Genomic DNA, 25742 nt, shown 5'->3' on the forward strand with positions numbered 1-25742 from the left:
GATTGATCGTTTGTGCTGCTCAAAACAATATGTTTTAGACGGATGGATGGAGCTCAGATCAAGGTAACAGAAGTCCCTGTTCTAAAGGGAGATGAGACGTATCGTTTCATGCTCACCTTTAGACTTGAAGCTTTCTTGAAAAAAGTCTATGTATCTAAAGGAAAGAGAGCTGTGTACTCTTTCAGAGAGGATGTGAAACGTAACGTCAAGTGGAGCACATATGAACAGATCTATCAGGAGCCTACACTGAAACACAATGCGTAAGCAGGAATCTTTGTCAAAGGGGGTAAGTAGCCATTTTGAAACGGCTGCTGCTCAGTTTGGCAAGGATTTTTTTTCGTGACAAGAAGAAAATGTGACAATTTCAAAAACGTTAGGTCAGTTGTTTTCAAGTGTGCAGGAAATAAGGTAATATCATAAGTAAAGACTAAGACAGCAAGGATGAGACGATAGTGAAACAAATTAAAATTGTAACAGATTCAACTGTGGACCTTCCGCAAGAAAAAATCAATGATCTTTCCATTCACGTGATTCCGCTCAATATCTCCATTTCTGGAGTTGATTATATTGACCGAGTGAATATACAGCCAGATGAATTTATTGAAAAAATGGAGGCCGCTGAGGAACTGCCGAAAACGTCTCAACCTGCGATCGGTCAATTCGTCGAATTATATGAAAAGCTGACGGCAGATGGAAGCGAAGTGATCAGTATCCATTTAACTGGTGGAATGAGTGGTACTGTTCAAACTGCTGAAAGCGCTTCGAAAATGGTAGATGGAAATATCACGGTGATTGATTCGAATTTTATTTCCTATGGATTAGGATTTCAAGTCATCAAAGCAGCAGAACTAGCCAAAAAGGGTGCAAGCCGTGAAGATATTATCACAGAATTAGATAAAATCCGTCATCAAACAAAGCTATATGTCACGATCGATACATTAGAAAATCTTGTCAAAGGCGGCAGAATTGGAAGAGGAAAGGCGCTCATCGGCTCACTTCTTCACATCAAACCAATTGCGAGCTTAACAGACGGGGTATATACGCCAGAAGCGAATGTGAGAAGCTACTCTGCGCTTGTCCGCCATCTGACAAAACAGTATGTACAGGCGGTGAAGGGAAAAACAGTTCAAGCCATTGGGATAGCCCACGCAGATGCATTAGAACTCGCTGAAAAGCTAAAAAAAGCGCTGCTTGATCACACACCTGAAGCACTGATTGACATCGCCTACACAACACCGATTATTTCGTGTCATACTGGAAAGGGCGCAATAGGCTTTACTTTTTATACCGATTGATAGAAAAAGGGGATGGACATATCATGTATAGAAAAAGGGGAGCCTTACTTGGTGCGCTTATGATGATAAGCGTGCTTCTTTTAGTCTCATGTTCAAATGGACAAATCAAAGATGCGTTAAATTATCAAATAGAGCCGTTTGAGTTTGAAAACCAAGATGGCCAAAAGGTGTCATTGGATGATTTGAAGGGGAAAGTATGGGTAGCAGATTTTATTTTCACAAGCTGTGAAACGATCTGTCCGCCGATGACCGCTCATATGACAGAGCTGCAAAAACGGTTAAAAGAAGACAAGTTGGATGCGCATATCATTTCCTTTAGCGTGGACCCAGAGGTCGATTCACCGAAAAAGCTAAAGAAGTTTGCAAAAGCCTATCCATTGTCCTTTAAAAATTGGGATTTTCTCACTGGGTATTCACAGTCAGAAATTGAAAAATTCGCAATGAAAAGCTTTAAAACCATTGTCAAAAAACCTGAAGATGAAGACCAAGTGATTCATCAGTCCCTGTTTTTTCTTGTCAATCAAGATGGGAAAGTGATGAAAAACTATGATGGGGTGCAAAACACACCATATGATGACATCATCAAGGACATCAAAACGCTGAACCGAAGCTAGCATAAGGATGTTCAAATGGGCGAAAACATGATACACTTTTTTAATCAGAAAAAGGAGGGACATCATCGTTTGAAGGCTCGTTTGATTTTGATTGTGATGTCTCTAGCTTTTGTTCTTTCTGCATGTTCCGCGCAAGAGGCTGGCATAAAGGATAAACTAGAAGACACACCAAAAATAAAAGAACATATTACCATCGCAGCGGTTGGAGATTCCTTAACAGAAGGAATCGGAGATCAAGATAAAAAAGGCTATGCAGGCATGACCCGTGACAAGATAGAAGCAGTGGACGGCGTGAGTTCTGTCACATTAAAAAACTATGCCATTAAAGGCAGTAGAACAGTAGATTTATTAAAAAGATTAAAAGAAAAAAAGGTGCAGGACGGACTGAAAGACGCTGACTATATTTTCTTTACGATCGGCGGGAATGATCTCATGCATGTTGTCCGTCAAAATGTGCTTAATTTGACGTTTGCTCCTTTTCAAAAAGAGCAGGGTCCTTTTGAAGAGCGCTTTAAAACCATTCTTGCTCAACTGAGAGAACAGAATGATCATGCGAAAATCATGTATGTCAGCATGTACAATCCTTTTAAATTCAGTTTGTCTGAGCTGCGAGATATTGATGAAGTCGTTCAAGACTGGAATGCCGCTGCCAAAAAGGAACTCAAAAAAGACGGCAATGCGGATATGGTCAATGTAGCAGATTTATTTGAAGAAGGTTCTGATGAAAAATTACTGGCAGAAGATGATTTCCACCCAAACCAAAAGGGGTACTCTCTTATGGCAAATCGTTTATTCTCCGAAGTGAAAAAAGAAGGACTGCCGAAGGAATAGGGTGAAATAGATGAAAAAATGGAAAAGCTTATTTTTTATTTTACTTGCAATCAATCTATTGATTGTGATTGCCTGCGGTATTTTAATGCTGCTGCCAGGCGGTCAATCCGCTTCAACCAAAGAAGTGAAAAGCGAATATGCTTTTAATATATCCAGCTCAAAAGAATCGCTCACCAGCTTTGTGAATGATTATTTAAAAAATCAAGGATCAAATGATATGCCAGACTTTCATGTAGCGATCGATCAAGATGTGAAAGTAACAGGCGCAATTAAAGCTTTCTCTTCAACGATTGATGCAAACGTCTCATTTACGCCAACTGTTGAAGATAATGGTGATGTGCTTTTGAAAGTGGATGACTTTTCAATTGGACAATTGAGCATTCCGATTAGTTTTGTTTTAAGCTACATGGGTCAGTTCTATGAGCTGCCAGAGTTCGTTCATGTAAAACCGGATCAAAAAACGGTTGAAGTGCGTCTTTCAGAAATGCCGCTGACGAATGATATGTATGTGAAAGCAAACAAAATTGATCTACAGAACGATGAAATTGAATTTTCATATTATCATCCAAAGCAATAGAACGTGTGAGTCAGGAGTGTTATCATGAAGCGAGTCTATCAATATTTTAGTTTACTGTCGTTTTTATTTGCTGCGTACTTTGGTATAACAGCTGCCAATGCTTTAAAAGCAGAAAATATCGATCAGTTTTACTTAAATATTGCCTACTGTGCATTATTTCTTGGCACGATGATTCTTGCTTTTGATTTTCAAAAGCAAGAAAAAGCTGAAGATGTCTCGTAAGGAGCCTTTTCCATTGTAGGAAAGGCTCTTTTTTATAGTTGCCGAGACAAGACCACCTTTGCCATAAGTTCAGGTTCTCCGTTAGCAAAACCATGAAGCAGGATCAGGTATGCGCGCTTTGTTTGCAAATGAACTTTGGGGATATCAAGCAGTACACTTTGAGTGCCGGCGGCTTTCAATTCAAAATGATATTTATTCGGGGAGAAATGATGAATGTGGGTACTGTTTAAATAATCAAGCTCCTTCGATATGATCCCTTGGTCTCGTTCATATATATCTATGGAAGGAAGGTCTGGAGACAGCTGTACAAATGTAAGTGCTGACAGGTCTTCTTGTTCGATCAAAGTAGTCTGCTGCTCAGTCAGCAGTGCAAAGCCTGCACGAGCACCTGTGATACAGAGTGTATAGACCTCGCCGCTCTTAAATTGAATGCGAGAATGAAGAATTTTTTCATTTGTAGCCAGTTTGAACACTTCTATTTCATACATTCCCTCATCCCACTCCATATAAGCGGTCAAATGGCTGTAAGGCATTGTTTTCATCAGCTGCTTCTGGTTCACATAAACAGCGAGCTCACTGAGATCTGGTGCAGCGTGAAATAATCGAATAAAGGCTTTTGATGAAGGGCTGCTTTGAAGATGCTCATAGGCGGCAGTGAATGGCCGATATGGAAAGTCATGATAAAAGAGCTGCTGCATGTCATCAATCCCTTCTTTCTCATACAATGGTGTTTTTTGTAGCGTATGCATGAAAAAGACGATCTGTATAGGCAAAAGAAGCAAAGAAAAAAGCCTGACGTATTCCGTCAGGCCGGCATGTTAAGAAGGAGAAGAATATTGATGATATTCAGCTAGTTTAATGAACGTTTTTTCATCCTCAATTAAACCGCAAACGCCGCACTGAACCTTCATTTGAGGACCTTGATAGCTCAAGTGAAAAGGAGACAGCTGCTCTCCTTCGTATCTTTCAACAACTGCTCCTGTCGCTGGATCTAGCTTGACAGGTTCTGAAAGCTGCTCAATGAGATTAAAGCGCGTTCTGTTTGTTTTACAGTTTGGACAAAGATAAGGGCTTGTCATGGTTCATTCCACCTCTTTTTATCCGTAGCATGTCCTAAGCGCTAAAATCTATGCTTAATCCTTTTGACTTTTATCCAGCTTTTTGAATAATTTGATCATCGTTTTGAGTTCTTCGTCATCAAATGACTCAAATCGCTCCATAAAGTATTCTGTTTTCTTTTTCTCAAAATGCTCAGTAATTTCCTTACCCTTATCGGTTAAGTGGATTTTGATAATGCGGCGGTCCTCTTTTGAACGGATACGGGTGATCCAGCCTTTTTCTACGAGTGTGTCAGTCACAGCGGTTATATGACTTGCTGACACTCCAAGAATGGAAGCGAATTCCGTTACTTTTTTTGCACCTTGCTCACGGAGCAGATTTAAAATAAGAAATTCATTCCGAGATAATTCGTTTTCGAGCAGGCTGTTAATTTCATAACGGATCTGCTTAAATACGGTTCTCAGTAAAGTGTCCATTTCGTACATCATTTGTTTTCTTTGTTCCAATCATTAAACCCCCATTATATTTTAAAGATACGACAGAATGCTTTCTTTTATTTTAGGTATACAAGTCGTATCATTTTCATTATTTTTTATCATGTTATAATATGATGATACCATTTTTTAAATGAAGGGGGCACTAATATGTCTGAAAAACAAGAATTAGCCACATTTGCAGGAGGCTGCTTCTGGTGTATGGTTAAACCTTTTGATGAACAGCCGGGCATTATCAAAGTTGAATCAGGGTATACTGGCGGACATACAGTGAATCCGACCTATGAGGAAGTATGTACAAATACAACGGGACATAGAGAAGCGGTTCAAATTACGTTTGATCCTGACGTGTTTCCATATGAGAAGCTGCTAGAGCTGTATTGGCAGCAAATAGACCCAACAGACGATGGCGGGCAATTTGGCGATAGAGGGGAATCTTACCGTACAGGTATTTATGTTCATCATGACGAGCAGCGAAAGCTAGCTGAAGCATCGAAAGAGCAGCTGAGCCAAAGCGGGATTTTCAAAAAACCAATCGTGACAGAAATTTTAGATGCAGGTCCTTTTTATCCAGCAGAGGAATATCATCAGCATTATTATAAGAAAAACAAAATGCACTACGAACGATATCATGTCGGTTCGGGCAGAGCCGGTTTTATTGAGTCCCATTGGAGTGATAAATAATGGCAAATGAAAAAGAAAAGCGTATAAAAGAATTAAACCGCATACAGTACGAAGTCACGCAAAATAATGGTACAGAGCCGCCATTTCAAAATGAATTTTGGGATCATAAAGAAGAAGGTATTTATGTGGATATCATTTCAGGAAAGCCGCTTTTTTCTTCTTTAGATAAGTTTGATGCCCACTGCGGATGGCCAAGTTTTACAAAACCGCTTGAAGAGGAAGAAGTAGCAGAGAAGGTTGATACGAGTCATGGAATGGTGCGGACAGAGGTTCGCAGTAAAACAGCTGATTCTCATCTAGGTCATGTTTTTCCTGATGGACCAGGGCCAAACGGTCTTAGGTATTGTATTAACTCAGCCGCTTTAAAGTTTATCCCAAAGGATGATCTTGAAAAAGAAGGCTACGGGGATTTGAAACATCTATTTGATTGATCCATTTAAAAATCGTCACATGGAAAGCAGCTGCTTCCGTGTGACGATTTTTTATTTTTTATGATGTGTATGATGTAATTGTTCGATGATGTGGAACAGCTTTTCTTTTGTAATGAGCGGTGCTTCTTTTGAGGTGTAATTCGTTAAGTCGACTTTTTGAAAGGCAGGGTGCAAATGTGGTCTCGGTAAAATGGCATAAAATTGTTCATGTTCAAACAGTGCATCTGCTTCGTGCGGGAATGTGAGCTCCTCGTGAAGCTTTTCGCCAGGTCTTTTTCCGACTACAAGAACATCTGGAGATTTAGCATTGATTTGAGCGGCATATTCATGAAACGCTTTTAAAAGATCGGCAAGCTGTAAGGACTCCATCTTGAGAATGAAGGTTTCGCCGCCTTTCATCATGATTGCTGCTTGAAGTGTGAGGGAAACAGCCTCTTCAATGGACATAAAAAAACGTGTCATATGAGGATCAGTCACGGTCAAAGGTTTTTCATTTAATAGCTGCTGGAGCATGATCGGAATGACGGAACCTCTAGATCCAAGCACATTGCCAAAGCGTACAGAGCAAAACCTGGTTTTTTGATTCGGAATACTTTCGTTTGCTTGGGAAAATAGTTTTTCTGAAATCAATTTTGTTGCACCCATGGCATTAGTCGGAGAAACTGCTTTGTCAGTTGAAATGTTGACAACATGACTCACTTCATGTTCGAGGGCTGCTTCAATGACGTGCTGCCCGCCGATGATATTCGTTTGAACGGCTTCGAACGGATTATCTTCACAAGTGGGTACTTGTTTTAAGGCTGCTGCATGGAAAATGATATCCACACCTTTGACGAGCTGTTTCACGCGGCTTGCATCCCGGACATCTCCTAAAGCGAATACGACATTTGGATGATCTGCGTACTCATTTTTCATCATGTATTGTTTGCTGTCATCTTTACTGAAGACGATCACCTTTTTTGGAGAGCAGCTTGTTAATTTATTCACGATTTGCCGGCCGATGGATCCTGTACCGCCTGTAACTAATATCGTCTTGTCGCGAAAAAAGGTCTTCAAAGTCGTTTCTATCTGATTGGACATATCTAATCCCCCAACTCTCATTTCTCTACTTTGCATCATATGTGAAAGAGCGGCATTCGTTTGAGGAAAAGAACCACTTCATGTATAAATTAGGTGAACAAATTATAACCATCTCCTTGTCGTCTTAATAGAATATGGAGAGAAAAGAGATCAACTAGAAAAACGAGAGACCTGAATACTTCAGTACTGCGGTCAGCTCGGGCAGTGAAGAAAATTGTATGGGAGCTGTGCGCGAGGGGAGAAGAGAAGACATGTATAGGGGAAATCGTATTTTAGCCATGATACCTGCATTTAGAAGTCACGACGGCCAGCATGATGAACACATACGCATATTGGCAGAGCGGCCGCTTATCTTTTGGACCATTCAGCCGCTTTTGCAAATGATTGAGTTAGATGAAGTCATCGTCTCTTCGGAGGATGTCAATACGCAAATCATTTCATCTCACTACGGAGCAAATGTGATTGAACTGCCAAGCACACATGTAACAGAACAAACGCCGTCGCTGTTAGCTGTGAAGCATGCGCTTGCTTATTTAGAGCGGGAGGGGAAAACCTTTGATATTGTGCTGTATCTGCAACCATCGTCTCCTCTAAGACAGCCGGCAGATATCGAGAAGTGCTTGCAGCTTTTAGTGGAGGGTGGATATGACTGCACCGCATCTTTTACAGAGGCGTTAGAAAACCCAAATGAAACTTGGACACTTCATGAAAACAATGAAGCTACTTTATATAAGGACAATCATTACTTTTTTATGCCAAAGCATGAGCAGCCATATACGTATGGCCGGCTAAATGGTGCGGTATATGCTTTTCATGCTCATTATGCAAAAGAATGCATTCATTCCTTTTTAGAAGGATCTGTCGGAGCATATATGATGGATCACACGCGGTCGCTTGTGGTGAAACAGGAAAGAGACCGGAAAGAAGCTGAGAACGTCTTATTGGCTCGCCGAGATGCGGAAGATCATGCATAAGCTAGCATTCAACGAGAAAAAGCGCCCAGTTATAGGGCGCTTTTTACGATTTCATAAAGCCTTTGCGGCATCGTATCAAATGTATTCCAGCGAACGGCTTGCTCGTAGTTGTTCAGTGCGGCCGCCTTTCTTTCACCTGCATTTGATCCATAGTATTCCACCTGTTTGATCAAATCATCCTCGTCTTTGTAAAAAGCAAAGCTTGAAAAAGTAGGCGGAGGATGCAGATCCGTCAATTGAAAACTTCCAGTTGCAGCAATGTCAAATGCTCTGTTATTGAGGCTCATATTTTGAATCATGGCTTTGTTTTTGTTATACACAAAATGAGCGGGCCTATGCGGATTCAGGACAATCGCTGTTTGCTGATAGATGTCCGCCATTTGCTGAGGACTCAGCCAATTCGTTATAAGTGTGAAATCACGATATTGTCTCCGTGATTTATTTAAATGACGGTGCCATTCCTTACCTGCAACGAGAATGCGCCATTTGTTTTGCTTTAAGAGTGTATCGATGGCTTTGATGCGGTTGGGATAAGGGTAACCAACGAGCGCAATGTCATACGTACACATCTCTTGTGGCGATTCATTTTTCTGAAAAACACGTGTATTTGTCGGAATGGGAAAGTAGTGTGTATTTTCAGCGCCTAATTGTTTGTAAAAAGGCAAAATCCCTTCATCAATCGTTAAGATAAGCTGAGCATCACGTGCGCAAGCAGCTGATACATCTGCATAAAAGGGATCTTCTGTCATCCACAGAACGATCGGGATTTTTTCTTGTTTGAATTGATGAAGTACATCTTTCGGAACATGATCACCGATCATCATCAAAACAAAATCCGGAGAAAATGTCCGGATTTTGTGCATGTTAGTGGGTAGAGATTCTCTATCAATCTTTACACATGAAAAGGGGGAATCAATGAAGCTTTCTTCTACCCATTGATCAAACATGTGATAGATTCCGCCGTAGCCAGAACTGATATAAAGAAGCTTCATGATGACCCTCTCACATTAAGATGTGAATGTAACACTTTCAACTTTATCTACATCTAATAGAGTCGTTGCTGAGCCTGTAGGTGTGACAGAGCTTTCTTGTGTAACAAATACAACACCTGTTGAAGCATCGAATGATACAAATTGAACTGGCCCAATTAAATCTCCTGAGTCAGTGACAATGCTAATGACTGTTCCTGGTGCAAGTCTTGCAAAGATCCATCTTGCTGGCTGAGATACATCGAGTGTTGTAGCAGAATCTGAAGGTGATGCCTCAGCTGCCACTTCACTTAATAAATCGTTCAATTTTTCTTCCATTTGAACTCCTCCTTCTTCGAGATTAGCTGTTAATGCATGAGTAATTGGTTTGAAAAACACTTTCAATAATTCTTTTTTTAATTCAGCACGCTTTTCGCTCATTTTTTCCCCATCCTTTCTTCATCAATTCAAACTCACCCCTATGTATATGCCGTTCATTTTTTTTGGCATAAGCAGAACGCTGATTCCTGATTCTTTTTTTCAATTAATCACTTCACACATTTTTAAAAATGTTTTCAAATGCTGAGGCTAAATGAAGTGACGCTCATACTCTAGTAAAGATTAAATGTGAAGAGAGAGGGATTATGAATGGAATTTGAACAATTATTAGATGGTTGGAACGAAGAATTACTAGAGTCGGAAGGAGTGCTTGAAGTCATCTTGATTTTACTTCTTCTTCGCCTTTTAGAAGAAAGTGAGGAAGAGAATGTGTCAGACATCAAAGAATTACTTCGTCCATGGCTTGAGCTCGGCATTCCAGTGCCGCGTGTTCATTTAGTCAATGGAGATGTACTTCAAAACGTGGTTGTTGTGCAATTGTTTGATACGGTTGCGGTCTTTAAAAACGCGACAAATCAGCTAAGGGTGAGTGTTCCTTTTGTGAACATTGTCAGCTGGGGGGCTTTTTAATCTAATCAAAAAGGATAATGATCATGAAAGTATCGGTGATATTAACAAGCTACAATAAACCAGATTTCATTGATCGTGTGCTAAAGAGTATGGTAGAACAAACGTACCCGCATTGGGAGCTTTTGATTATGGATGATGGCTCAGAACAGGGCACCATTCAAAAGATCCAGCCCTATTTAAGTGATGACCGCATTCAGCTGTATTCGAACACGGTTCATCCGGCAAAACGGCTGTTAACCGCACGATATGCGACGCTTATTAATGAAGCATTAACCCGTATAACAGGTGAGCTCATTTGTTATTTAACCGATGATACCGTGTACCATAAAGATCGTTTGCTTAAAATGGTGGATGTTTTTCGGTCGAAGCCTCATGTAGATATTGTGTATTCCTCGCAACGGGTCGTGCATGTTAATCAGTATTTAGTGGAAACGATGAGTTTTGTTCGAGAAGCAGATCAAATCTTAGAGCATGCGTCCTTTCAAGTGGATCATTGTTCGGTCATGCACAGAAGCCGCTTGCTTCCACTGATTCATGAAAAATACGGACAATATTGGGATGATGAGCCAAAGCACTGGCATCATGCAGATTCTGTTTTTTGGATGAGGCTGAATCATTTCGCTGCGTTTTTTCCATTAAAAGATGTACTGGATATAACGTATAAAACGCCTCATTCCTTTCACCATCAGTTTTCGAGTATGCCCTATGATTTAATTGACGGAACGGTCATTGAAAAAGAAGGGGATTATTATCAAATCGCAGGCGGAAAACTTCATGGAATTGAAAAGCGCTGGATAAATGAAAAGAACAGGCGTGCGATCCGTGTTCCGCTATTATGTGAGATGAAATATGAAATGAAAGAGAAGCTGGCAGTCCCCAATTATACGGTCGTCACCGCAGATCAGGGGAAAACGTTCTTTTATATTGAAGATCAGAAAAAAAGACGGTTTGCTTCAAAACGTGACGTGCAATATTTTCAGTTTCACCCAAAGGAGATCTATACGATTTCAAATGACCAGCTTCAGGCATTTGAGGATGGCGATATCATCAAAGTTTCTCCTGTATTCAGTCCGCCAAACAGGCGGCTGTTTAAATGGAAACAAGATGTTTATTTACTTGTGCATCATGCCTTTTGCCGTATTGATCCTGAGGTCGTGAAGCGGTTTGCTTTTTATCATCAGCCGATTAAGCTGTACCCGTCCCAATTTACGTTATTTCAGGAAGGAAAGCCGATTGTGCCGCTGTATAGGGAATCGCTGCAAGAATTCGATCTGTCACTTTATCAAACATCTGGGCGAAAGCACTCCTCATAAGGGGGGTGCTTTTTTAAATTTTTGCAGGAAGTAGAAAGGATAAAGCGAAACATGAAAAGGATAGAGAACCATTTAAAAATGATCAAGCCGCTGAAAACTCGGCAATTGATGCCAGTTTTTTGGCACTGAAAGTGAGGGGGAAAGAATGGGGAAGGTTGTCGAAAGAGCAGATTGGTTTGAATTAATTTTAGAAGCCATTGATGAAGCCATTCACGTTGTAGATGATCGAGGGATGACGATTTTTTACAATCATAATGCCGCTAAGTTTGACTGTTTACAAAAAGAAGAGGTGATTGGTAAGTACATCCTTGATGTGTATCCCTCTTTAACTGAAAAAACAAGTACGCTCATGCATGTGTTGAGAACAGGTAAGCCCATTTATCATTCACTGCAAACCTATTTGAATAAAAACGGAGAAAAAATTGAAACAGTGAACACGACATTGCCTATTATTGAAGATAACGAGTTAATAGGTGCGGTCGAAGTCGCAAAAGATGTATCAAAGCTGTCAGCCCTTTCCAATCGTCTAGGTCAAAAAAAGCGGATACATGACGCGGCTGAGGTCGAACAAATGCATGATTTTGCTTCATTTTTAACAAATGACCCGCTTTTAAAAGAAATGCTTGAAAGGGCAAAAAAAGCAGCTGCTTATCCATCATCAGTTGTTGTCTACGGAGAAACAGGGACAGGAAAAGAAGTGCTCGTTCAAGCCATTGTGCATGAATCTGACCGAAAAAACCAAGTGTTCATTCCGCAAAACTGCGCAGCACTGCCAGAATCATTACTTGAAAGTCTATTGTTTGGATCTGTCAAAGGGAGCTATACGGGCGCAATTGATCGCAAGGGACTTTTCGAGTTAGCTGATGGAGGCACGCTTTTTCTTGATGAGCTGCAAGCGATGCCGCTCACGCTTCAGACGAAATTATTACGTGTGTTAGAGGATGGCGTTGTCCGCCGCATCGGTGATGCAAAGTCCATTCAAGTGGATGTTCGGCTCATTACTGCGCTCAATATGGACCCATTCGAAGCAGTGAAAAAGCAAATTTTAAGAGAAGATTTATTTTATAGACTGCATGTGTCATCTTTTCATATTCCGCCGCTTCGTGAGAGAAAGCAAGATATCACGCTGCTATCCCGCCACTTCATTCAAACCTATCATCAGCAGTTTTCAAAAAACGTCACACGGCTTTCTGAAGAAACGGAACGATTGTTTATGGCGCACCACTGGCCTGGGAATGTTAGAGAATTAAAACATACGATAGAGCATGCTGTGTTGATGATGCCAAAGGAAGCGGAAGAGATCACCCCTCTATACCTTCCGGCTCATTTACGTGAGCAAAAGCTGGAAAAGGAAACATCTGAATCCTCCTTAAAAAATCAAGTGTCTTCATTTGAACAAACATTGATTCAAGAAGCTTTGCATCAGCATAATGGGAATATTAAAAAAACCGCCGCCGCCTTAAAAATCCCTCGACAAACGCTGCAATATAAACTAAAGAAATATGCAGATGCCGAAATGTAGGCACTGCATCCAATTGAATATGAAGGGTAAAGCTCCTTTTCTAAAGAATAGGGGCATTTTCCCATGTTGGCACATAACTTGCATAGTATAAAGTGAATGCTGATAGGGGGAATGGAAATGAATCAGAAATTGTATGAACCGGCACGTCACTGGAAGGACATTGAGCTTTGGAAAGATGTACCTGAGGAAAAGTGGAACGACTGGATTTGGCAGCTGACGCATACCGTGAAAACGCTTGAGGATTTAGAAAAAATCGTAAACTTAACAGAAGAGGAAAAAGAAGGGGTGAAGATATCCACCAAAACCATTCCACTCAACATTACACCCTACTATGCCTCACTGATGAATCCAGACGATCCAAGATGTCCAATACGTATGCAATCTGTGCCAATTGCAGAAGAGCTTCATAAAACAAAATATGATCTGGAAGACCCGCTGCATGAAGATGAGGACTCACCTGTCCCGGGGCTCACGCACCGGTATCCAGATCGCGTGCTGTTTCTTGTGACAAATCAGTGCTCGATGTACTGCCGCTATTGTACGAGAAGACGTTTTTCCGGTCAGATTGGTATGGGTGTGCCGAAAAAGCAGTTAGATGCTGCCATTGGATATATTAGAGAAACACCTGAGGTGCGGGACGTGTTAATTTCTGGCGGAGATGGGCTGTTAATCAATGATCAAGTGCTTGAATACATTTTGAAAAACTTACGTGACATTCCGCACGTTGAGATCATTCGGATTGGAACCCGCGCGCCGGTTGTCTTTCCGCAGCGTATAACAGATGAGCTGTGCGAGATTTTGAAAAAATATCACCCAGTTTGGCTGAATACTCACTTCAACACAAGTATTGAAATCACAAAAGAAGCAAAAGAAGCATGCGAACGTCTCGTGAATGCCGGTGTCCCTGTAGGGAATCAGGCCGTCATTCTTGCAGGTATTAATGACAGTGTGCCGATTATGAAGAAGCTGATGCACGACCTCGTGAAGATTCGGGTCAGACCATATTATATTTATCAATGTGATTTATCTGAGGGCATTGGCCATTTTAGAACGCCGGTATCAAAAGGGCTTGAAATCATTGAAGGTTTAAGAGGGCATACGAGCGGTTATGCAGTGCCAAGCTTTGTTGTAGATGCGCCAGGAGGCGGAGGGAAAATTGCCTTACAGCCAAATTATTTATTATCGCAAAGCCCTGACAAAGTCGTCCTTCGTAACTTTGAAGGTGTCATCACCTCTTATCCAGAACCAGAGCATTACGTCGCAGGTCAGGCAGATGCGTATTTCAATGAAATTTATGAAGAAAAACAAGAACCAGCAATTGGTATTACCGCACTATTTGAGGATGAAGCAAGATCGTTTACGCCTGAGAATTTAAATCGAATGAAACGTAGAGAAGCATATGAGACAAATCCTGAGCATGACACACTTAAAAACAAACGTGAAAAACGGGATGAATTAAAAGAGAAGAAATATCAAGCTCAGCTCAAAAAAGAACAAACCGTGAAGGAGGAGAAATAGCCTTGCTGACATGTGATTGGTGTGAGGAAAACAAAGCAAATGCTAAGCAGACAACAGTCTATTGGGAACTGATCACGGGCACACAATCAATTGAAATCATCGAAACGCCGTCCATCTCCTGCACGCACTGCGGTATGACATATCAAAAGGATGAGACGGTCAAAGAGATTGAAGATCAATTAATTTTAGTGGACCAGACAAAACTTCCAGAAAAAATCTCCTATGAAGAATTAATGAGCATGGAGCGGTTATTAAAGCGAAATTACTTTGACTTTTCTTCATAAGTTGTACCTCCGCCTATACAAGTCATCAAATTGCTGTATAATATAACAACAAAATAGAGTGTCGCGGAGGGAAAAACAGGTGAAGTCGTTTTACCATTATTTAATGAAGTTCAGACATCCAAAACCGAAAGATGAAATCAGCCATTTTGCAAATGCTGCGTATGAAGATCACAGCTTTCCTAAAGCTTCCACTGATTATCATGAGCTGTGTGCTTATTTAGAATTAAATGGTGATTATCTAAGCTCAATGACAACATTTGACGAAGCGTTTGAGCAATACGAAGTAGAAGTCAAAAAAAAATAACACACAACCGCTTGTTCCATATGGGAGAAGCGGTTTTTTATAAGAAATAAAATGGCGTTTTGCATGGTGTGGTTGCCCATGCAGAATTCCTTGCGCCGGCATACGATACGTTAAGACCAAAAGTCGGGCAAGGGGGAGACAGAATGAAGGCGAAAGCACCAAAATATCAAGTAGGGGATATTGTCGTCGTTGTCATGTACGGCACAGTCGGAACGATTACAAAAGTCCATCAAATTGACCAGCACTATTTATATGAGGTCAATCATAATGAGGTGCTTTATTTTGAAACATCACTTCAGCTTTACGATGAGTATAGCGGGGTGATTGTCGATACAGAAAAGCTGGACATTGAATATGAGTTCCTCATTGGCGATGTTGTATATGTAAAAGATTACGGAAAAGAGCTATTTAAAATCATCGGTCATCGGACTGAAATTTGGCGCTACCTTGAAGATGGCTGGGAGGATGTCATTTACGAACTTACGAGGCTGAAAGACGGAGAGTGGCTGGAAACAGAAGAGGAAGATTTAACGCTTGTCTTAAGGAAATATGAGATGGATCAGTTTGTTCATCAGCTTCTGTTTGTGCATTACGTCGGAGAAACCTCAAAAGAGTTAGAAGAAGATATGGTTCAAACGGCTCTATTGCAGCTAGAAGAGAAACAAGAAAGCGAAGCTTCACTTGAATTTCTCGCTGTATCTATAGTGGATGAGCTTCTTGATATTTATAACGATTATAAAATTCTCTACGAATTTTTCAAAGATCCAGAATATAAGGATATGATGGATTTTATTTTGGAAAGTTTACACGAACATTTTGGTTAAAGAAAGACTTGTCCTAACACGAATAAAAAATAAGGCACACAGAAAAATGCAATCACATAAAACCATCCCCTCAAGATACGGCCCATCACCTGATCAAATGTTTCTCCATCTAATATGCTTAACCATTTCATTGCCTCAAGCCCCTTTTCTTTTTGTTTACTGCATTTATATGTATGGAATGAGCCATTATGACAAACTGTAATAAAAAACAGCCGGCGTTCATACATCATAAAAAAGGAGGCGGAATGCAATGAAAGAAGCAGATTTGGTGATTGATACAGAGGAAATTGCGGAGTTCTTCTACATGGAGCTGATCAAAAGAGGGTACATACCTGCTGAGCTTGAAACATTTGAGCTGGCTGACATTACATTTGAATATATGCTGAAAAAAGCAATGATAGTTGAAGAAGAGGCGTGGTAGGCACTATACTTTGAAGAGATTCTGAAGAGAGAGGGAGGGGAATCCTTCGCGTGTACATCCTATTTCTTTTCATTTTATTTGGCGCCATTGCTGCGCTCATGGTATCTGGGGCTTGTCAAGATTTGGACAACCAGATCATCTTATGGTTTGAAAGCATCAGACTCCCTTTTTTAAATGATGTCATGTTGGCTTTGACGGACTTTGGCATCAGCGCGCTGCTCGTTCCAATCATGCTCATTTTTAGTGTGGTATTGTTTATGTATAAGCGCTACTACTCTATCATGATGCTTTTTCTATTATATCTCACAGAAAAAACAATCAATCATGAATTAAAGGGGTTGTTTGCTAGAGAGCGTCCGGCCTTTGATCACCTTGTAGGTGAAACGTATTACAGTTTTCCGAGTGGACATTCGATGAATGCAGCCACCATCTATCCTTTTATGGCTTATCTATTAGTTAAGATGATTCCAGGGCTGAAAGAAAGACAGAAAATTGTCTATTTGATCACAGGACTAGGCGTCCTAGTCATTGGCATCAGCCGGATGTATATTGGCGTGCATTATTTGACAGATGTCGCTGGAGGCTTTGCGATAGGACTTGCTTTATTTCTCATTTGTAAAAAGATTGACGAAAGATTGTCTGCCATTCGACAAAAATAGAAGAAGGAAATTGACAGATCCCAGCCAATTTTATATTAAAGAGGAGGGATTTGAATGCAATTGACGTTGAGATTTTTTCAAAAGAAACCTTCAGCATTTCACTTAACCATTTATCAAACACCTGAATATGGCGCTGCAAGCGGGCATCAGCCTGTGTACCGGACAAAGATTGGCGGCAGGACACACCTTGATGTACTGGAAAAAGCATTCTCGACATTTAATGTACATGATACAGTCCCTAATGATTACAATGCGCGGTTTATCACAACAGGTGATATTGTTGTGATTGATGATAGGAAAAAGGGGAAGTGCTATTATCAGCTCTCTCCGGCAGGATGGAAACGCAGTGAACGACTAATGACGATAGGCTAAATAGATGATGAATGATGCCAGCTTGAGATCCAGCTGGTATTTTCTTTTTTAAGCTCGATCGTTTATAATAAATAGGATAAAATACATAGTAAACATAAGTGGAGGCTAAAAAATGAGTGTACATATTGGAGCTGAAAAAGGACAAATTGCAGAAACGGTATTGCTACCAGGTGATCCGCTTCGTGCGAAATATATTGCAGATACATATTTAGAAGATGTTGAGTGCTATAACGAAGTGCGCGGAATGTATGGCTATACTGGAACCTATAAAGGAAAACGTGTTTCTGTACAGGGCACTGGGATGGGCGTACCATCTATTTCAATTTATGTGAATGAACTCATTCAAAGCTATGATGTTCAAAACTTAATTCGCGTTGGATCTTGCGGAGCTATCAAAAGGGATGTCAATGTACGTGACGTCATTTTAGCCCAGACATCATCAACAGATTCACAAATGAATCGTGTGGCATTTGGACCGATTGATTATGCGCCATGCGCTGATTTTGGTCTGCTCAAGAAAGCGTACGACACTGCTGAAGCAAAAAATGTCGCTGTACGTGTTGGAAATGTATTTACAGCTGACCAATTTTACAATGAAAAACCACTTGAGCTCATGGCTCAATATGGTATCTTAGCGATCGAAATGGAGACAACCGCTCTTTATTCTCTTGCAGCAAAATTTGATCGAAAAGCGTTATCCATTTTGACAGTGAGTGATCATGTTCTAACAGGAGAAGAAACAACGGCTGAAGAGCGTCAAACAACGTTTGATGAAATGATCTTAATTGCGCTAGACTCCGTTTTATAATAGTATAAAGGGTGTGCTACAACGTAGCGCATCTTTATTTTTTTAGAAGAGCAAAAGGAAGGTATGTCATGAAGAAAAGCTACAAAATACTCTCAATCGCATCGATTCTTGGTTTGACAGCCGCACTATCAGGCTGCCAGTTGCTGGATCAAAAAAGCGGTACATCTGAATCAAACAAAACAAACGAACAAAAAAACGCAGCAAGTTCATCTCCCCAGCACAACTCAAACGATACGGCAGATTCCTCGAATCAAGAGCTGACGTTAAAGAGTGAATATTTCAATGACATCAAGGTTGTGAGCGGTCTGAAAACCATTCAAAATCCTGAAAATGTGCTAGCACTTGTCAACAAAGAATATGCATTACCAGGAACCTATAAACCTTCTGATCTCGTTGTACCAAAAGTAGAATTCTCTTTTTCGGAAGATATTGAAAAGCGATATATCCGCAAAGAAGCAGCGGAAGCGCTTGAAAAGTTATTCAAAGGTGCAAAAAAGGAAAACTTTGAGCTTGCTGCAGTATCTGGCTATCGCTCTTATGACCGTCAAAAAGTCATTTTTGATAGTGAGGTCAAATTAAAAGGCAAAGAAAAAGCACAAGAAGCAGTCGCTTTACCAGGCGAAAGTGAACATCAAACAGGTTTAGCCATGGACATTTCCTCAAAAAGTGCCGGCTTTGAGATCTCTGAAAAGTTTGGTGAAACACCAGATGGCAAATGGGTGGCTAAAAACGCCTACAAATATGGTTTTATCATCCGTTATCCAAAAGGAAAAGAAGACATTACCAAATACGAATATGAGCCGTGGCATTTGCGCTATGTGGGAAAAGAAGCTGCAAAAGCGATGCATGATCACGATTTAACATTTGAAGAATACATGAACAAAGTAAAGAAAATCTAAACAAGTAAAAGGCCTCCCAGCTATTCGGGAGGCCTTCTCTTATTCTTCTTTTAAAAAAAGAACAATCCTGCTAGTGCGAAGCCGGTAATGAACCCAAGGCCGATGCCATACGCTGCACCCCAGCCATAATATCCGCCCCAATAGCCAAAGCCAAAGCCCCCGCGAGACCCGCCGACTGGACGAATATAAACTTTGCGGTTTGTCACACGCTCAATGCGTCCGACATGTACTCTGCCATTACGATCAGTGATTCTAGCGACTTTCCCCATGTGCTGCTGACAAAGCTTGTAGTAGCGCTCCATGTTTTTCCTCCTTATGACAAACTCTTTTCACTCTTATCCTATGCGAGAGACTTCATAGAGTTTGGACAAAACATATAGGAGATTCGCTCATTTTATACGGTACATTCAAATAGAATGTGACTTAGTTGCTTTCGGTGTGCTTGAATGAGATCGTAGTGTGTTTGCAGTGTCTCGTAAAGAGAAGGCGGTATGTGTTCAGATAATTCCATTTCTGTCGGTTCCTCCTGCACCATATGTTCATCGAATGAGAGAATCTGAATGTCACGGAAGCCTGCTGCTGTTAACTGCTCCTTCCATTCTTCAAGCGACAAGAGCGAGTGAAAACCGTAAAAATCTCGAACAATTGCCATCTCTTCACATGTAAGAGGAGCTTTTAACACAGCTTCATTTGCAATCAATTGACTGCCAGGAGCAAGGACGCGTTTGATCTCAGCAAGTGCAGCAGGCAGCTTGGTAAAGCTTAAAACAGATTCACTGATGAGTAGAGAGAACGCTTGATCTGGAAAGGGCAGCTGCTCAATGGATGCCTCTAAGGCGCGGGTTGGCAGTTCCTCCCGCTTGAATCGCAGGTTCGCCTTTTCAATCATCAATGGATGCGTATCAATGGCCTCCACCTGATAACCTATATTTCCTAAGTAGGCGGCCGTCTGTCCTGTACCGCATCCGGCATCCAGTATACGTGCATGAGGCGGCAGTTTTATATGCTCAATCATCGTTTTTGTTAACTCAATTCCGCCAGGATGGGCACCTGATACGCCAAAATAGGCAAGCATTTCTACATAATCACTCATATCATCCCTTCTTTCCTTATCCTGTTCCTCTCTAAAGATTATGCAATAAAGGAGCAAATGGCTTATCTTTTCAAATAGAAGTTGATCCTTTGGTTGACGGATGAGGCATCGTCCTTGATAATAATGAAAGGAGATAAAGGTGGTGTTTTTTTGAAAAAACAAATGAAGTTCGTGGTAGCCATTCTGGTGACTGCTGCACTGTCCTCTGCGATTACATTTGTGATCACAAAACAAGGTGCTGTCAGCGTCTCTGGAGACGAGAAGTTTAGTAAACTCATGGCTGCGTATACGAAGGTAAAGGATGAGTATTACGAAAAAACGGATGATCAAAAACTAGTAGATGGTGCGATCCAAGGAATGATTGCATCACTTGATGATCCATACTCTACATACATGGATCAGGAGGAAGCCGAAGGATTTAACAACACCATTTCTTCATCATTTGAAGGAATTGGTGCACAAGTAGAAGAGAAGGATGGACAAATTTTAATTGTCGCGCCGATTAAAGGCTCTCCTGCTGAAAAAGCTGGTTTGAAACCTCATGATCATATTTTAAAAGTGGATGGAAAAAGCACCAAAGGAATGTCGGTCAATAAAGCCGTCTCTCTCATCAGAGGAAAAAAAGGAACGGATGTCCAGCTGCATCTCAACCGTCAAGGAGTTGGCAATGTAGATGTGACCATCACAAGAGACACGATTCCACTTGAGACGGTGTATGCCAAACTCACAAAAGACAAAATAGGAGAAATCCAAATTACGTCCTTTGCTGAAACTACATCGAAAGAGCTGGATAAAGCGATTGATGACCTCGAGAAAAAAGGGGCAAAAGGTTTTGTCATTGACCTAAGAGATAATCCAGGCGGCATTATGACAGAAGCCATAGAAATGAGCAATGACTTTATCGATAAAGGGAAAGTCATTATGCAAGTTGAAGAAAAAGGGAAGAAACAAGTGTACAAGGCTGAAAAAGAACGCAAAGTCCATCAGCCGGCAGTTGTTCTTGTAAATGGCGGCTCAGCCAGCGCTGCTGAAATCATGGCGGCGGCTCTGCACCAATCTTCAGGCATTCAAATTGTGGGTGAAAAGACGTTCGGCAAAGGAACTGTTCAAAATGCGCAAAACTATAATGACGGTTCTAGTGTCAAGTTAACCATTGCAAAATGGCTGACTCCAGACGGTTCTTGGATTCACAAAAAAGGAATTGAACCACAGATCAAAGCAGCTCTTCCAAGTTATGCAAAGCTGCCGTACTTAAGCCCGAAAAAATCGTATGAGCTAAATGACAATGGAGATGAAGTCAAAGCGGCTCAAAAAATGTTCCAAGCGCTCGGCTACAAAGCAAAAGCGAACGGTGAGTACGATCAAGCATTCCAGACTATCGTCAAAAGCTTCCAAACAGACAACGATTTAAAGGCAGACGGTATTCTGACAGGAGATACAACGACCGTTCTGATGACAAAGATCCAAGATAAGTTAAAGAACAACGATACACAAATGAAAAGAGCCATTGAAGTCTTGAAAAAAGAAATGAAATAAAGAAAAAGCAGTTCTCATCAGGGGACTGCTTTAAGATTGTAGAAAAACCCCACCTTTATTTTAAGTGAAGTGGGGTTTTTTGATAAAAACATATAGAGTTTTAAGCTGAACACGGGTCTTTCCATGTCTAGTTTGCTTCCTTTTAAAATTCATGGCAATGAAAGTAAGTATACTTTCTTTTTTGATCCATGTAACGCTGTTAGGTGTTACTATTTGTATGGAAAAAGACTGTTTTAAACTTGACAAAAAAATGTGATTATGCTATAATTTACTTTCTTATTTTTAGAATATATAATAGGATTCTCCTGGCCAGGAGAATCCTATTTTTTTGTTCTAAAATAAAGGAGTGTGTTTGTATGAAGAAAGATGAGTCCAGTGTCACTTCGTTAATATCAGCTTTTGCTAGATCCTATCATAGTCAATTTGATACGCCTAAAATCTTTAATGATTATATAGCTAAAGAATTAATTTCTGAAAAAGAATTCAATGACATCAAAGAAAATATGGTTCAAGGCATACATTTATTCAACAAAGATATCGCACAAAAATTCGAAGGAAATACAGAAGAAATATTAAAATGGATTACACAAGTCCAGCTGTCTCCAATAACCTTATCACGTGCTGCGTATTGCGAAAAAGTATTGCTTCATGAGGTAGCGTTAGGATTAAGACAATATGTCATACTTGGCGCTGGATTAGATACTTTTAGCTTCCGACATTCAGAATTGGAAAACAGCTTAGAAATATTTGAAATTGATCATCCCACTACACAGGAATTTAAAAAGCAAAGATTGGACGAGGCTAACTTAAAAATCCCAAGTAATCTTCATTTTGTTTCTATGGACTTCACCAAAAATTTGTCCTATCAAAACCTAATAGGTCAAGGATTTGATAACAAAAAGACGTTCTTTAGCCTTCTAGGGGTTTCTTACTATTTAACGAAAGAGGAAGTTTCAAGCTTAATAGATTATTTATTCACCAAGGTTCCATCAGGAAGTTCAATCGTTTTTGATTATGCAGATGAAAAACTATTCGAAGAAAAAGGAACCTCTAATAGAGTTGAAAATATGGTGAAAATGGCTTCAATAGGCGGAGAACCGATGAAATCATGTTTTTCGTACTTTGAAATCGAAAAGGTGTTAGAGAAATCAGATTTACTCATTTATGAACATTTATCACCTGAAAAAATTAATAAACTGTATTTTAACAATAGAGAAGATTACCTATCAGCTTTTGAGACCATTCATTACATTCATGCCGTAAAAAAATAAAACTCCAGCATGTACATTGGAATTGTGTTATACAAAAAATCTTGTAGACTTTGTCTACAAGATGAAAGCAGTCCTCTCAGGGGACTGCTTTTTCTTATCTTGTGATCGCTTCTGTTTTTTCATCATCCTTTTCAAATAGTTCATTCATGACAGAATTGGATGTGACCTTCTTTTGGAAGAATGGATTTAAAATCAAGATGACTACGACGTTTGCTAGTAAACCCAGAAAACCTTCATAAAGACCGAACGTGACTTGTGAGATATTCGCTGTAAAGGTGACGATGATTCCAATGACTAACCCAGCAATCGTTGCTTCTCTCGATTGTTTTTTCCAGAATAAGCTGATGGCAATAGCAGGGAAGATTTGGACCATTCCTGAAACACCAATGAGCTGAAGTGTGACAAGTGCAGTTGGGAACAGCATCCCGAATAAAAGAGCGAGCCCGATGACGATAAACACCATCGAACGTGTAATGATGGTCAATCTTTTAGGTGACACATTCGGATGAATTAAGTCACGGTATAAATTATTGGCAAATAAATTCGATGCGCCAATTGCCATGATGGAGCATGGAATGAGGGAAGCCAGTGCAATCGTTGAATAAGCGAGCCCCTGCATCACGCCGCCATATGATGTTTGAATTAAATGAAGAAGAGCAAATCTTGGATTTGTATCTTCTGGTAAGACTAAAAAGGCAATAAATCCAAGGAAGATGACCAAAATCAATACAATATTATAAAGAGGCAAAAACATGCTGTTTTTACGGATGGCATCTGCACTTTTGGCTGTAAAAACACCAGTTGCGGCGTGTGCCCACATAAACAAAGCAAGGGCAGAAACGCCTGAAGCAGTAATGAACCATAAAATCCCCTTAGGACCGCCTTCAGGGATCGTGAGAAGCTGAGGCGCTTCTTTGGCTAACGTGTTCATCATCGGTGTCCAGCCGTTAAAATGAATAATTGGCAGTGAAACCACCATAAACAACATGATCACCCAAACGAGAATATCCTTAATAATGGCTGTATATGTAGGACCTTTAATACCACTGAAAAATGTATAAAGTGCGACTAAAATAAATGAAATGATAACAACTGCATTGACATTAATATAATTCGTTCCAGCGACAGTTAACGTATCTTGAATCCCGCTCAGCTGAAGACAAATATAAGGAATCAGCATAAGTACCCCAACAATCGCAATCAAACTAGATAACAGCTTGCTGTCAAACCGCTCACGTGCATAATCAGCAAGTGTTGTAAGGTTGTGACTTTTCGCTATCGTCCATAGTTTCGGTAAAAAGAAATAAGCAATAAAATAAGCTAGGACTGAATAGGGAATAGCGAAAAAAGCGACGCTTCCAGCTGTATAAGCTGTACTTGTAAGCCCTAAAAAGGTATAAGCTGTATATAAGTCTGCGCCAACGAGGAACCAGACAAGCAGTCCGCCAAATTTTCTCCCGCCGACAGACCATTCTTCTACTGACTGTCTTGATGATTTGTCACGACCAGCGGCAAAACCGATGACCACGACGATGAAAATAATACTTGCAGTAATCAATAAAGCTGTTAAATTTCCTTGCATTAGTCAGTTCCTCCATTTGAATGTTGCATCTTATAAATGATAAATGTGCAAATTGGTGTGAGTACAATCCATAGTAAGAGCCAGAAGTGGAAAAAGGGCAGGCCGATGACAAATGGATGAATGCGATTCGCAAATGGCAGTAATGCGAGCTGTCCGATGAATGGAATCGCGATAAGTAATGCCAGTATCAATTTTTTGTTCATGATTTCCTCCTGAATATTTTGTAATTTCATAATAATAGCAGTTGTCAGATTAGATCACAAGACCATTTTCAGAAAAAACAATCATTTTGGTGAATATCATACTAATATAACGCTTTCATTCATGAAAAAGGAGAAAGAGTGAAAGTATAAAGAGGAAGAAGGTAAAAGAAAGTATGTAGAAATAATATTTAAAACAAATAAAAAAGCCTCAGCATAAAAGCTGAGACCTTGCCAATTTTTAAAGGAAATCAGACACTTCTTCGATGTCGAAACGATTGCTTTTATGAGCTTCTTTTGCTGCTTTACCAACTGAAATCAGCATCACTGGGTCGTAGCGGCCGCTGACATTGAATTCCTTGATGTATGCTTCTTTACTGAAGCCACCCATTGCACACGTATCATAGCCCATTGCTTTTGCCGCAATCATTAATTGCATAGCAGCTAATGAAGCATTTGAATACGCTGCTTCTCGTGCATATTGCTCGCTTTGGTATGCGCCATTGATTTGAGTCATCAATGTTTCTTTAATGTCTTCAGTAATAAAGCCTTGTTCAGCCAGCTCACTGTAGATTTTTTCGCCATTTTGGTTAGCTTCAAGGTCACCTAGAACTGCAATAACAGCTGATGCTTGTGATACTTGCTTTTGGTTGTACGCAATCGGAAGTAACTTCGCTTTTGCTTCAGCACTATGGAACACAGTGAAGTGCCAATGTTGAAGGTTCCAAGCAGATGGTGCTTTTGTTGTGATTTCAAGTAGCTCTGTTAACTCTTCTTTTGTCATTTCATGAGTAGTATCATACTCTTTTACTGAAGCTCTTTGTTTTAAGATGTCAATCGTTTTTTGATCGGTCGCCATATGGATATTTCCTCCCGTTTTTGCAAATAGTATGGTACAATAACTAAAAAGTGAGAAGCTTACTTATTGTAACTAGGAA

At 40.3% G+C, this 25742-nt stretch carries 35 protein-coding genes; 23 read left to right on the forward strand and 12 right to left on the reverse strand.

Features of this window, described 5'->3' with window-relative positions; translation table 11 throughout:
* The first annotated feature begins 12 nt into the window (after positions 1–12).
* From V6Z54_RS16360 to ypmT, 6 genes are all read left to right on the forward strand, one after another.
* Positions 13–264: a YpmP family protein gene (locus tag V6Z54_RS16360; RefSeq protein WP_024422728.1), complete on the forward strand. Its 252-nt coding sequence runs from the start codon at positions 13–15 to the stop codon at positions 262–264.
* Positions 265–452: 188 nt separating this feature from the next.
* Positions 453–1295 (forward strand): DegV family protein, encoded by an 843-nt coding sequence (locus V6Z54_RS16365; protein WP_024422727.1) that lies wholly within the window; start codon positions 453–455, stop codon positions 1293–1295.
* Positions 1296–1354: 59 nt separating this feature from the next.
* A complete protein-coding gene (locus V6Z54_RS16370; protein WP_231120218.1) occupies positions 1355–1909 on the forward strand; it encodes an SCO family protein in 555 nt (184 codons plus the stop codon).
* 69 nt (positions 1910–1978) lie between these two features.
* Positions 1979–2740 (forward strand): SGNH/GDSL hydrolase family protein, encoded by a 762-nt coding sequence (locus tag V6Z54_RS16375; protein ID WP_041086834.1) that lies wholly within the window; start codon positions 1979–1981, stop codon positions 2738–2740.
* Between the two features lie 10 nt (positions 2741–2750).
* The gene (locus V6Z54_RS16380) at positions 2751–3317 is read left to right on the forward strand and encodes a YpmS family protein (RefSeq protein WP_041085768.1); all 567 of its coding nucleotides are present in this window, start codon (positions 2751–2753) and stop codon (positions 3315–3317) included.
* A gap of 24 nt (positions 3318–3341) precedes the next feature.
* Positions 3342–3539: a protein YpmT gene (gene ypmT, locus V6Z54_RS16385; RefSeq protein ID WP_024422723.1), complete on the forward strand. Its 198-nt coding sequence runs from the start codon at positions 3342–3344 to the stop codon at positions 3537–3539.
* A gap of 32 nt (positions 3540–3571) precedes the next feature.
* Here the strand turns inward: ypmT and V6Z54_RS16390 are convergent, their stop codons facing one another.
* From V6Z54_RS16390 to V6Z54_RS16400, 3 genes are all read right to left on the reverse strand, one after another.
* A complete protein-coding gene (locus tag V6Z54_RS16390; RefSeq protein ID WP_338527497.1) occupies positions 3572–4288 on the reverse strand; it encodes a DUF4397 domain-containing protein in 717 nt (238 codons plus the stop codon).
* Positions 4289–4357: 69 nt separating this feature from the next.
* Positions 4358–4618 carry a hypothetical protein gene (locus tag V6Z54_RS16395; protein ID WP_024422721.1) on the reverse strand — a complete coding sequence of 87 codons (261 nt, stop codon included), beginning with the start codon at positions 4616–4618 and terminating at the stop codon, positions 4358–4360.
* Positions 4619–4672: 54 nt separating this feature from the next.
* Positions 4673–5104, reverse strand: coding sequence for a MarR family transcriptional regulator (locus tag V6Z54_RS16400; protein WP_007500780.1), 432 nt, complete (start codon positions 5102–5104; stop codon positions 4673–4675).
* A 138-nt stretch (positions 5105–5242) separates the two neighbouring features.
* On the opposite strand from V6Z54_RS16400, the gene msrA reads away from it, so the two are divergent.
* Together msrA and msrB are read left to right on the forward strand one after the other, a co-directional pair.
* Positions 5243–5776: a peptide-methionine (S)-S-oxide reductase MsrA gene (gene msrA / locus V6Z54_RS16405; RefSeq protein WP_024422720.1), complete on the forward strand. Its 534-nt coding sequence runs from the start codon at positions 5243–5245 to the stop codon at positions 5774–5776.
* Positions 5776–6207, forward strand: a complete 432-nt coding sequence (gene msrB, locus V6Z54_RS16410) for a peptide-methionine (R)-S-oxide reductase MsrB (protein WP_073979703.1) — start codon at positions 5776–5778, stop codon at positions 6205–6207. Before msrA ends, msrB begins: the two co-directional genes overlap by 1 nt.
* A gap of 51 nt (positions 6208–6258) precedes the next feature.
* Here msrB and V6Z54_RS16415 read toward each other — a convergent pair whose 3' ends face one another.
* Positions 6259–7287, reverse strand: coding sequence for an SDR family NAD(P)-dependent oxidoreductase (locus V6Z54_RS16415; protein ID WP_073979704.1), 1029 nt, complete (start codon positions 7285–7287; stop codon positions 6259–6261).
* Between the two features lie 251 nt (positions 7288–7538).
* On the opposite strand from V6Z54_RS16415, the gene V6Z54_RS16420 reads away from it, so the two are divergent.
* A complete protein-coding gene (locus V6Z54_RS16420; RefSeq protein ID WP_041086832.1) occupies positions 7539–8261 on the forward strand; it encodes an acylneuraminate cytidylyltransferase in 723 nt (240 codons plus the stop codon).
* A gap of 29 nt (positions 8262–8290) precedes the next feature.
* Here the strand turns inward: V6Z54_RS16420 and V6Z54_RS16425 are convergent, their stop codons facing one another.
* Both V6Z54_RS16425 and V6Z54_RS16430 read right to left on the reverse strand, forming a co-directional pair.
* Positions 8291–9253 (reverse strand): DUF3880 domain-containing protein, encoded by a 963-nt coding sequence (locus V6Z54_RS16425; RefSeq protein ID WP_041085755.1) that lies wholly within the window; start codon positions 9251–9253, stop codon positions 8291–8293.
* Between the two features lie 15 nt (positions 9254–9268).
* The gene (locus tag V6Z54_RS16430) at positions 9269–9670 is read right to left on the reverse strand and encodes a hypothetical protein (protein ID WP_024422714.1); all 402 of its coding nucleotides are present in this window, start codon (positions 9668–9670) and stop codon (positions 9269–9271) included.
* A gap of 207 nt (positions 9671–9877) precedes the next feature.
* Between V6Z54_RS16430 and cgeC the strand changes: the two genes are divergently transcribed.
* The 7 genes from cgeC to V6Z54_RS16465 all read left to right on the forward strand — a co-directional run bounded on the left by cgeC (position 9878) and on the right by V6Z54_RS16465 (position 15963).
* Positions 9878–10198: a spore maturation protein CgeC gene (gene cgeC / locus V6Z54_RS16435; protein WP_041085753.1), complete on the forward strand. Its 321-nt coding sequence runs from the start codon at positions 9878–9880 to the stop codon at positions 10196–10198.
* Between the two features lie 17 nt (positions 10199–10215).
* Positions 10216–11511: a glycosyltransferase family 2 protein gene (locus V6Z54_RS16440; RefSeq protein WP_041085751.1), complete on the forward strand. Its 1296-nt coding sequence runs from the start codon at positions 10216–10218 to the stop codon at positions 11509–11511.
* Between the two features lie 145 nt (positions 11512–11656).
* Positions 11657–13033 carry a sigma-54-dependent Fis family transcriptional regulator gene (locus tag V6Z54_RS16445; RefSeq protein ID WP_041085749.1) on the forward strand — a complete coding sequence of 459 codons (1377 nt, stop codon included), beginning with the start codon at positions 11657–11659 and terminating at the stop codon, positions 13031–13033.
* Positions 13034–13150: 117 nt separating this feature from the next.
* Positions 13151–14551, forward strand: a complete 1401-nt coding sequence (ablA, locus tag V6Z54_RS16450; RefSeq protein WP_041085747.1) for a lysine 2,3-aminomutase — start codon at positions 13151–13153, stop codon at positions 14549–14551.
* Between the two features lie 2 nt (positions 14552–14553).
* Positions 14554–14835 (forward strand): YokU family protein, encoded by a 282-nt coding sequence (locus V6Z54_RS16455; protein WP_041085745.1) that lies wholly within the window; start codon positions 14554–14556, stop codon positions 14833–14835.
* A 79-nt stretch (positions 14836–14914) separates the two neighbouring features.
* Complete coding sequence (locus V6Z54_RS16460) at positions 14915–15139, forward strand: YozE family protein (protein WP_024422709.1); 225 nt, start codon at positions 14915–14917, stop codon at positions 15137–15139.
* Between the two features lie 143 nt (positions 15140–15282).
* Positions 15283–15963 (forward strand): hypothetical protein, encoded by a 681-nt coding sequence (locus V6Z54_RS16465; protein ID WP_039179337.1) that lies wholly within the window; start codon positions 15283–15285, stop codon positions 15961–15963.
* On the opposite strand, the gene V6Z54_RS16470 is transcribed toward V6Z54_RS16465, so the two are convergent.
* Positions 15960–16094: a hypothetical protein gene (locus tag V6Z54_RS16470; protein WP_255290989.1), complete on the reverse strand. Its 135-nt coding sequence runs from the start codon at positions 16092–16094 to the stop codon at positions 15960–15962. The two genes, V6Z54_RS16465 and V6Z54_RS16470, sit on opposite strands and share 4 nt — an antisense overlap.
* 119 nt (positions 16095–16213) lie before the next feature.
* Between V6Z54_RS16470 and V6Z54_RS16475 the strand changes: the two genes are divergently transcribed.
* The 5 genes from V6Z54_RS16475 to V6Z54_RS16495 all read left to right on the forward strand — a co-directional run bounded on the left by V6Z54_RS16475 (position 16214) and on the right by V6Z54_RS16495 (position 19122).
* On the forward strand, positions 16214–16384 hold the full coding sequence (locus V6Z54_RS16475; protein ID WP_064497481.1) for a YozD family protein: 171 nt from the start codon (positions 16214–16216) through the stop codon (positions 16382–16384).
* Positions 16385–16434: 50 nt separating this feature from the next.
* Positions 16435–17043: a phosphatase PAP2 family protein gene (locus V6Z54_RS16480; RefSeq protein WP_073979708.1), complete on the forward strand. Its 609-nt coding sequence runs from the start codon at positions 16435–16437 to the stop codon at positions 17041–17043.
* A 54-nt stretch (positions 17044–17097) separates the two neighbouring features.
* On the forward strand, positions 17098–17415 hold the full coding sequence (locus V6Z54_RS16485; protein WP_039179333.1) for a hypothetical protein: 318 nt from the start codon (positions 17098–17100) through the stop codon (positions 17413–17415).
* Positions 17416–17527: 112 nt separating this feature from the next.
* On the forward strand, positions 17528–18223 hold the full coding sequence (gene deoD, locus V6Z54_RS16490) for a purine-nucleoside phosphorylase (protein WP_012010274.1): 696 nt from the start codon (positions 17528–17530) through the stop codon (positions 18221–18223).
* Positions 18224–18291: 68 nt separating this feature from the next.
* Positions 18292–19122, forward strand: coding sequence for a M15 family metallopeptidase (locus tag V6Z54_RS16495; protein WP_039179330.1), 831 nt, complete (start codon positions 18292–18294; stop codon positions 19120–19122).
* Between the two features lie 50 nt (positions 19123–19172).
* Here V6Z54_RS16495 and V6Z54_RS16500 read toward each other — a convergent pair whose 3' ends face one another.
* Together V6Z54_RS16500 and V6Z54_RS16505 are read right to left on the reverse strand one after the other, a co-directional pair.
* Positions 19173–19424, reverse strand: a complete 252-nt coding sequence (locus tag V6Z54_RS16500; protein WP_024422704.1) for a hypothetical protein — start codon at positions 19422–19424, stop codon at positions 19173–19175.
* A gap of 92 nt (positions 19425–19516) precedes the next feature.
* Positions 19517–20215 carry a class I SAM-dependent methyltransferase gene (locus V6Z54_RS16505; protein WP_073979709.1) on the reverse strand — a complete coding sequence of 233 codons (699 nt, stop codon included), beginning with the start codon at positions 20213–20215 and terminating at the stop codon, positions 19517–19519.
* Positions 20216–20365: 150 nt separating this feature from the next.
* On the opposite strand from V6Z54_RS16505, the gene V6Z54_RS16510 reads away from it, so the two are divergent.
* Positions 20366–21751 (forward strand): S41 family peptidase, encoded by a 1386-nt coding sequence (locus tag V6Z54_RS16510; RefSeq protein WP_338527498.1) that lies wholly within the window; start codon positions 20366–20368, stop codon positions 21749–21751.
* A gap of 356 nt (positions 21752–22107) precedes the next feature.
* Positions 22108–23022: a class I SAM-dependent methyltransferase gene (locus tag V6Z54_RS16515; RefSeq protein ID WP_073979710.1), complete on the forward strand. Its 915-nt coding sequence runs from the start codon at positions 22108–22110 to the stop codon at positions 23020–23022.
* Between the two features lie 94 nt (positions 23023–23116).
* Here the strand turns inward: V6Z54_RS16515 and V6Z54_RS16520 are convergent, their stop codons facing one another.
* The 3 genes from V6Z54_RS16520 to V6Z54_RS16530 form a co-directional block, all read right to left on the reverse strand.
* The gene (locus tag V6Z54_RS16520; protein ID WP_073979711.1) at positions 23117–24604 is read right to left on the reverse strand and encodes a sodium:solute symporter; all 1488 of its coding nucleotides are present in this window, start codon (positions 24602–24604) and stop codon (positions 23117–23119) included.
* Complete coding sequence (locus V6Z54_RS16525) at positions 24604–24807, reverse strand: DUF3311 domain-containing protein (protein ID WP_041085728.1); 204 nt, start codon at positions 24805–24807, stop codon at positions 24604–24606. Before V6Z54_RS16525 ends, V6Z54_RS16520 begins: the two co-directional genes overlap by 1 nt.
* A gap of 238 nt (positions 24808–25045) precedes the next feature.
* The gene (locus tag V6Z54_RS16530) at positions 25046–25663 is read right to left on the reverse strand and encodes a nitroreductase family protein (protein ID WP_041085726.1); all 618 of its coding nucleotides are present in this window, start codon (positions 25661–25663) and stop codon (positions 25046–25048) included.
* Between the last annotated feature and the right edge of the window lie 79 nt (positions 25664–25742).

The sequence above is a fragment of the Bacillus sp. MAG717A genome (assembly GCF_036884855.1).
GTDB lineage: Bacteria > Bacillota > Bacilli > Bacillales > Bacillaceae > Bacillus > Bacillus safensis.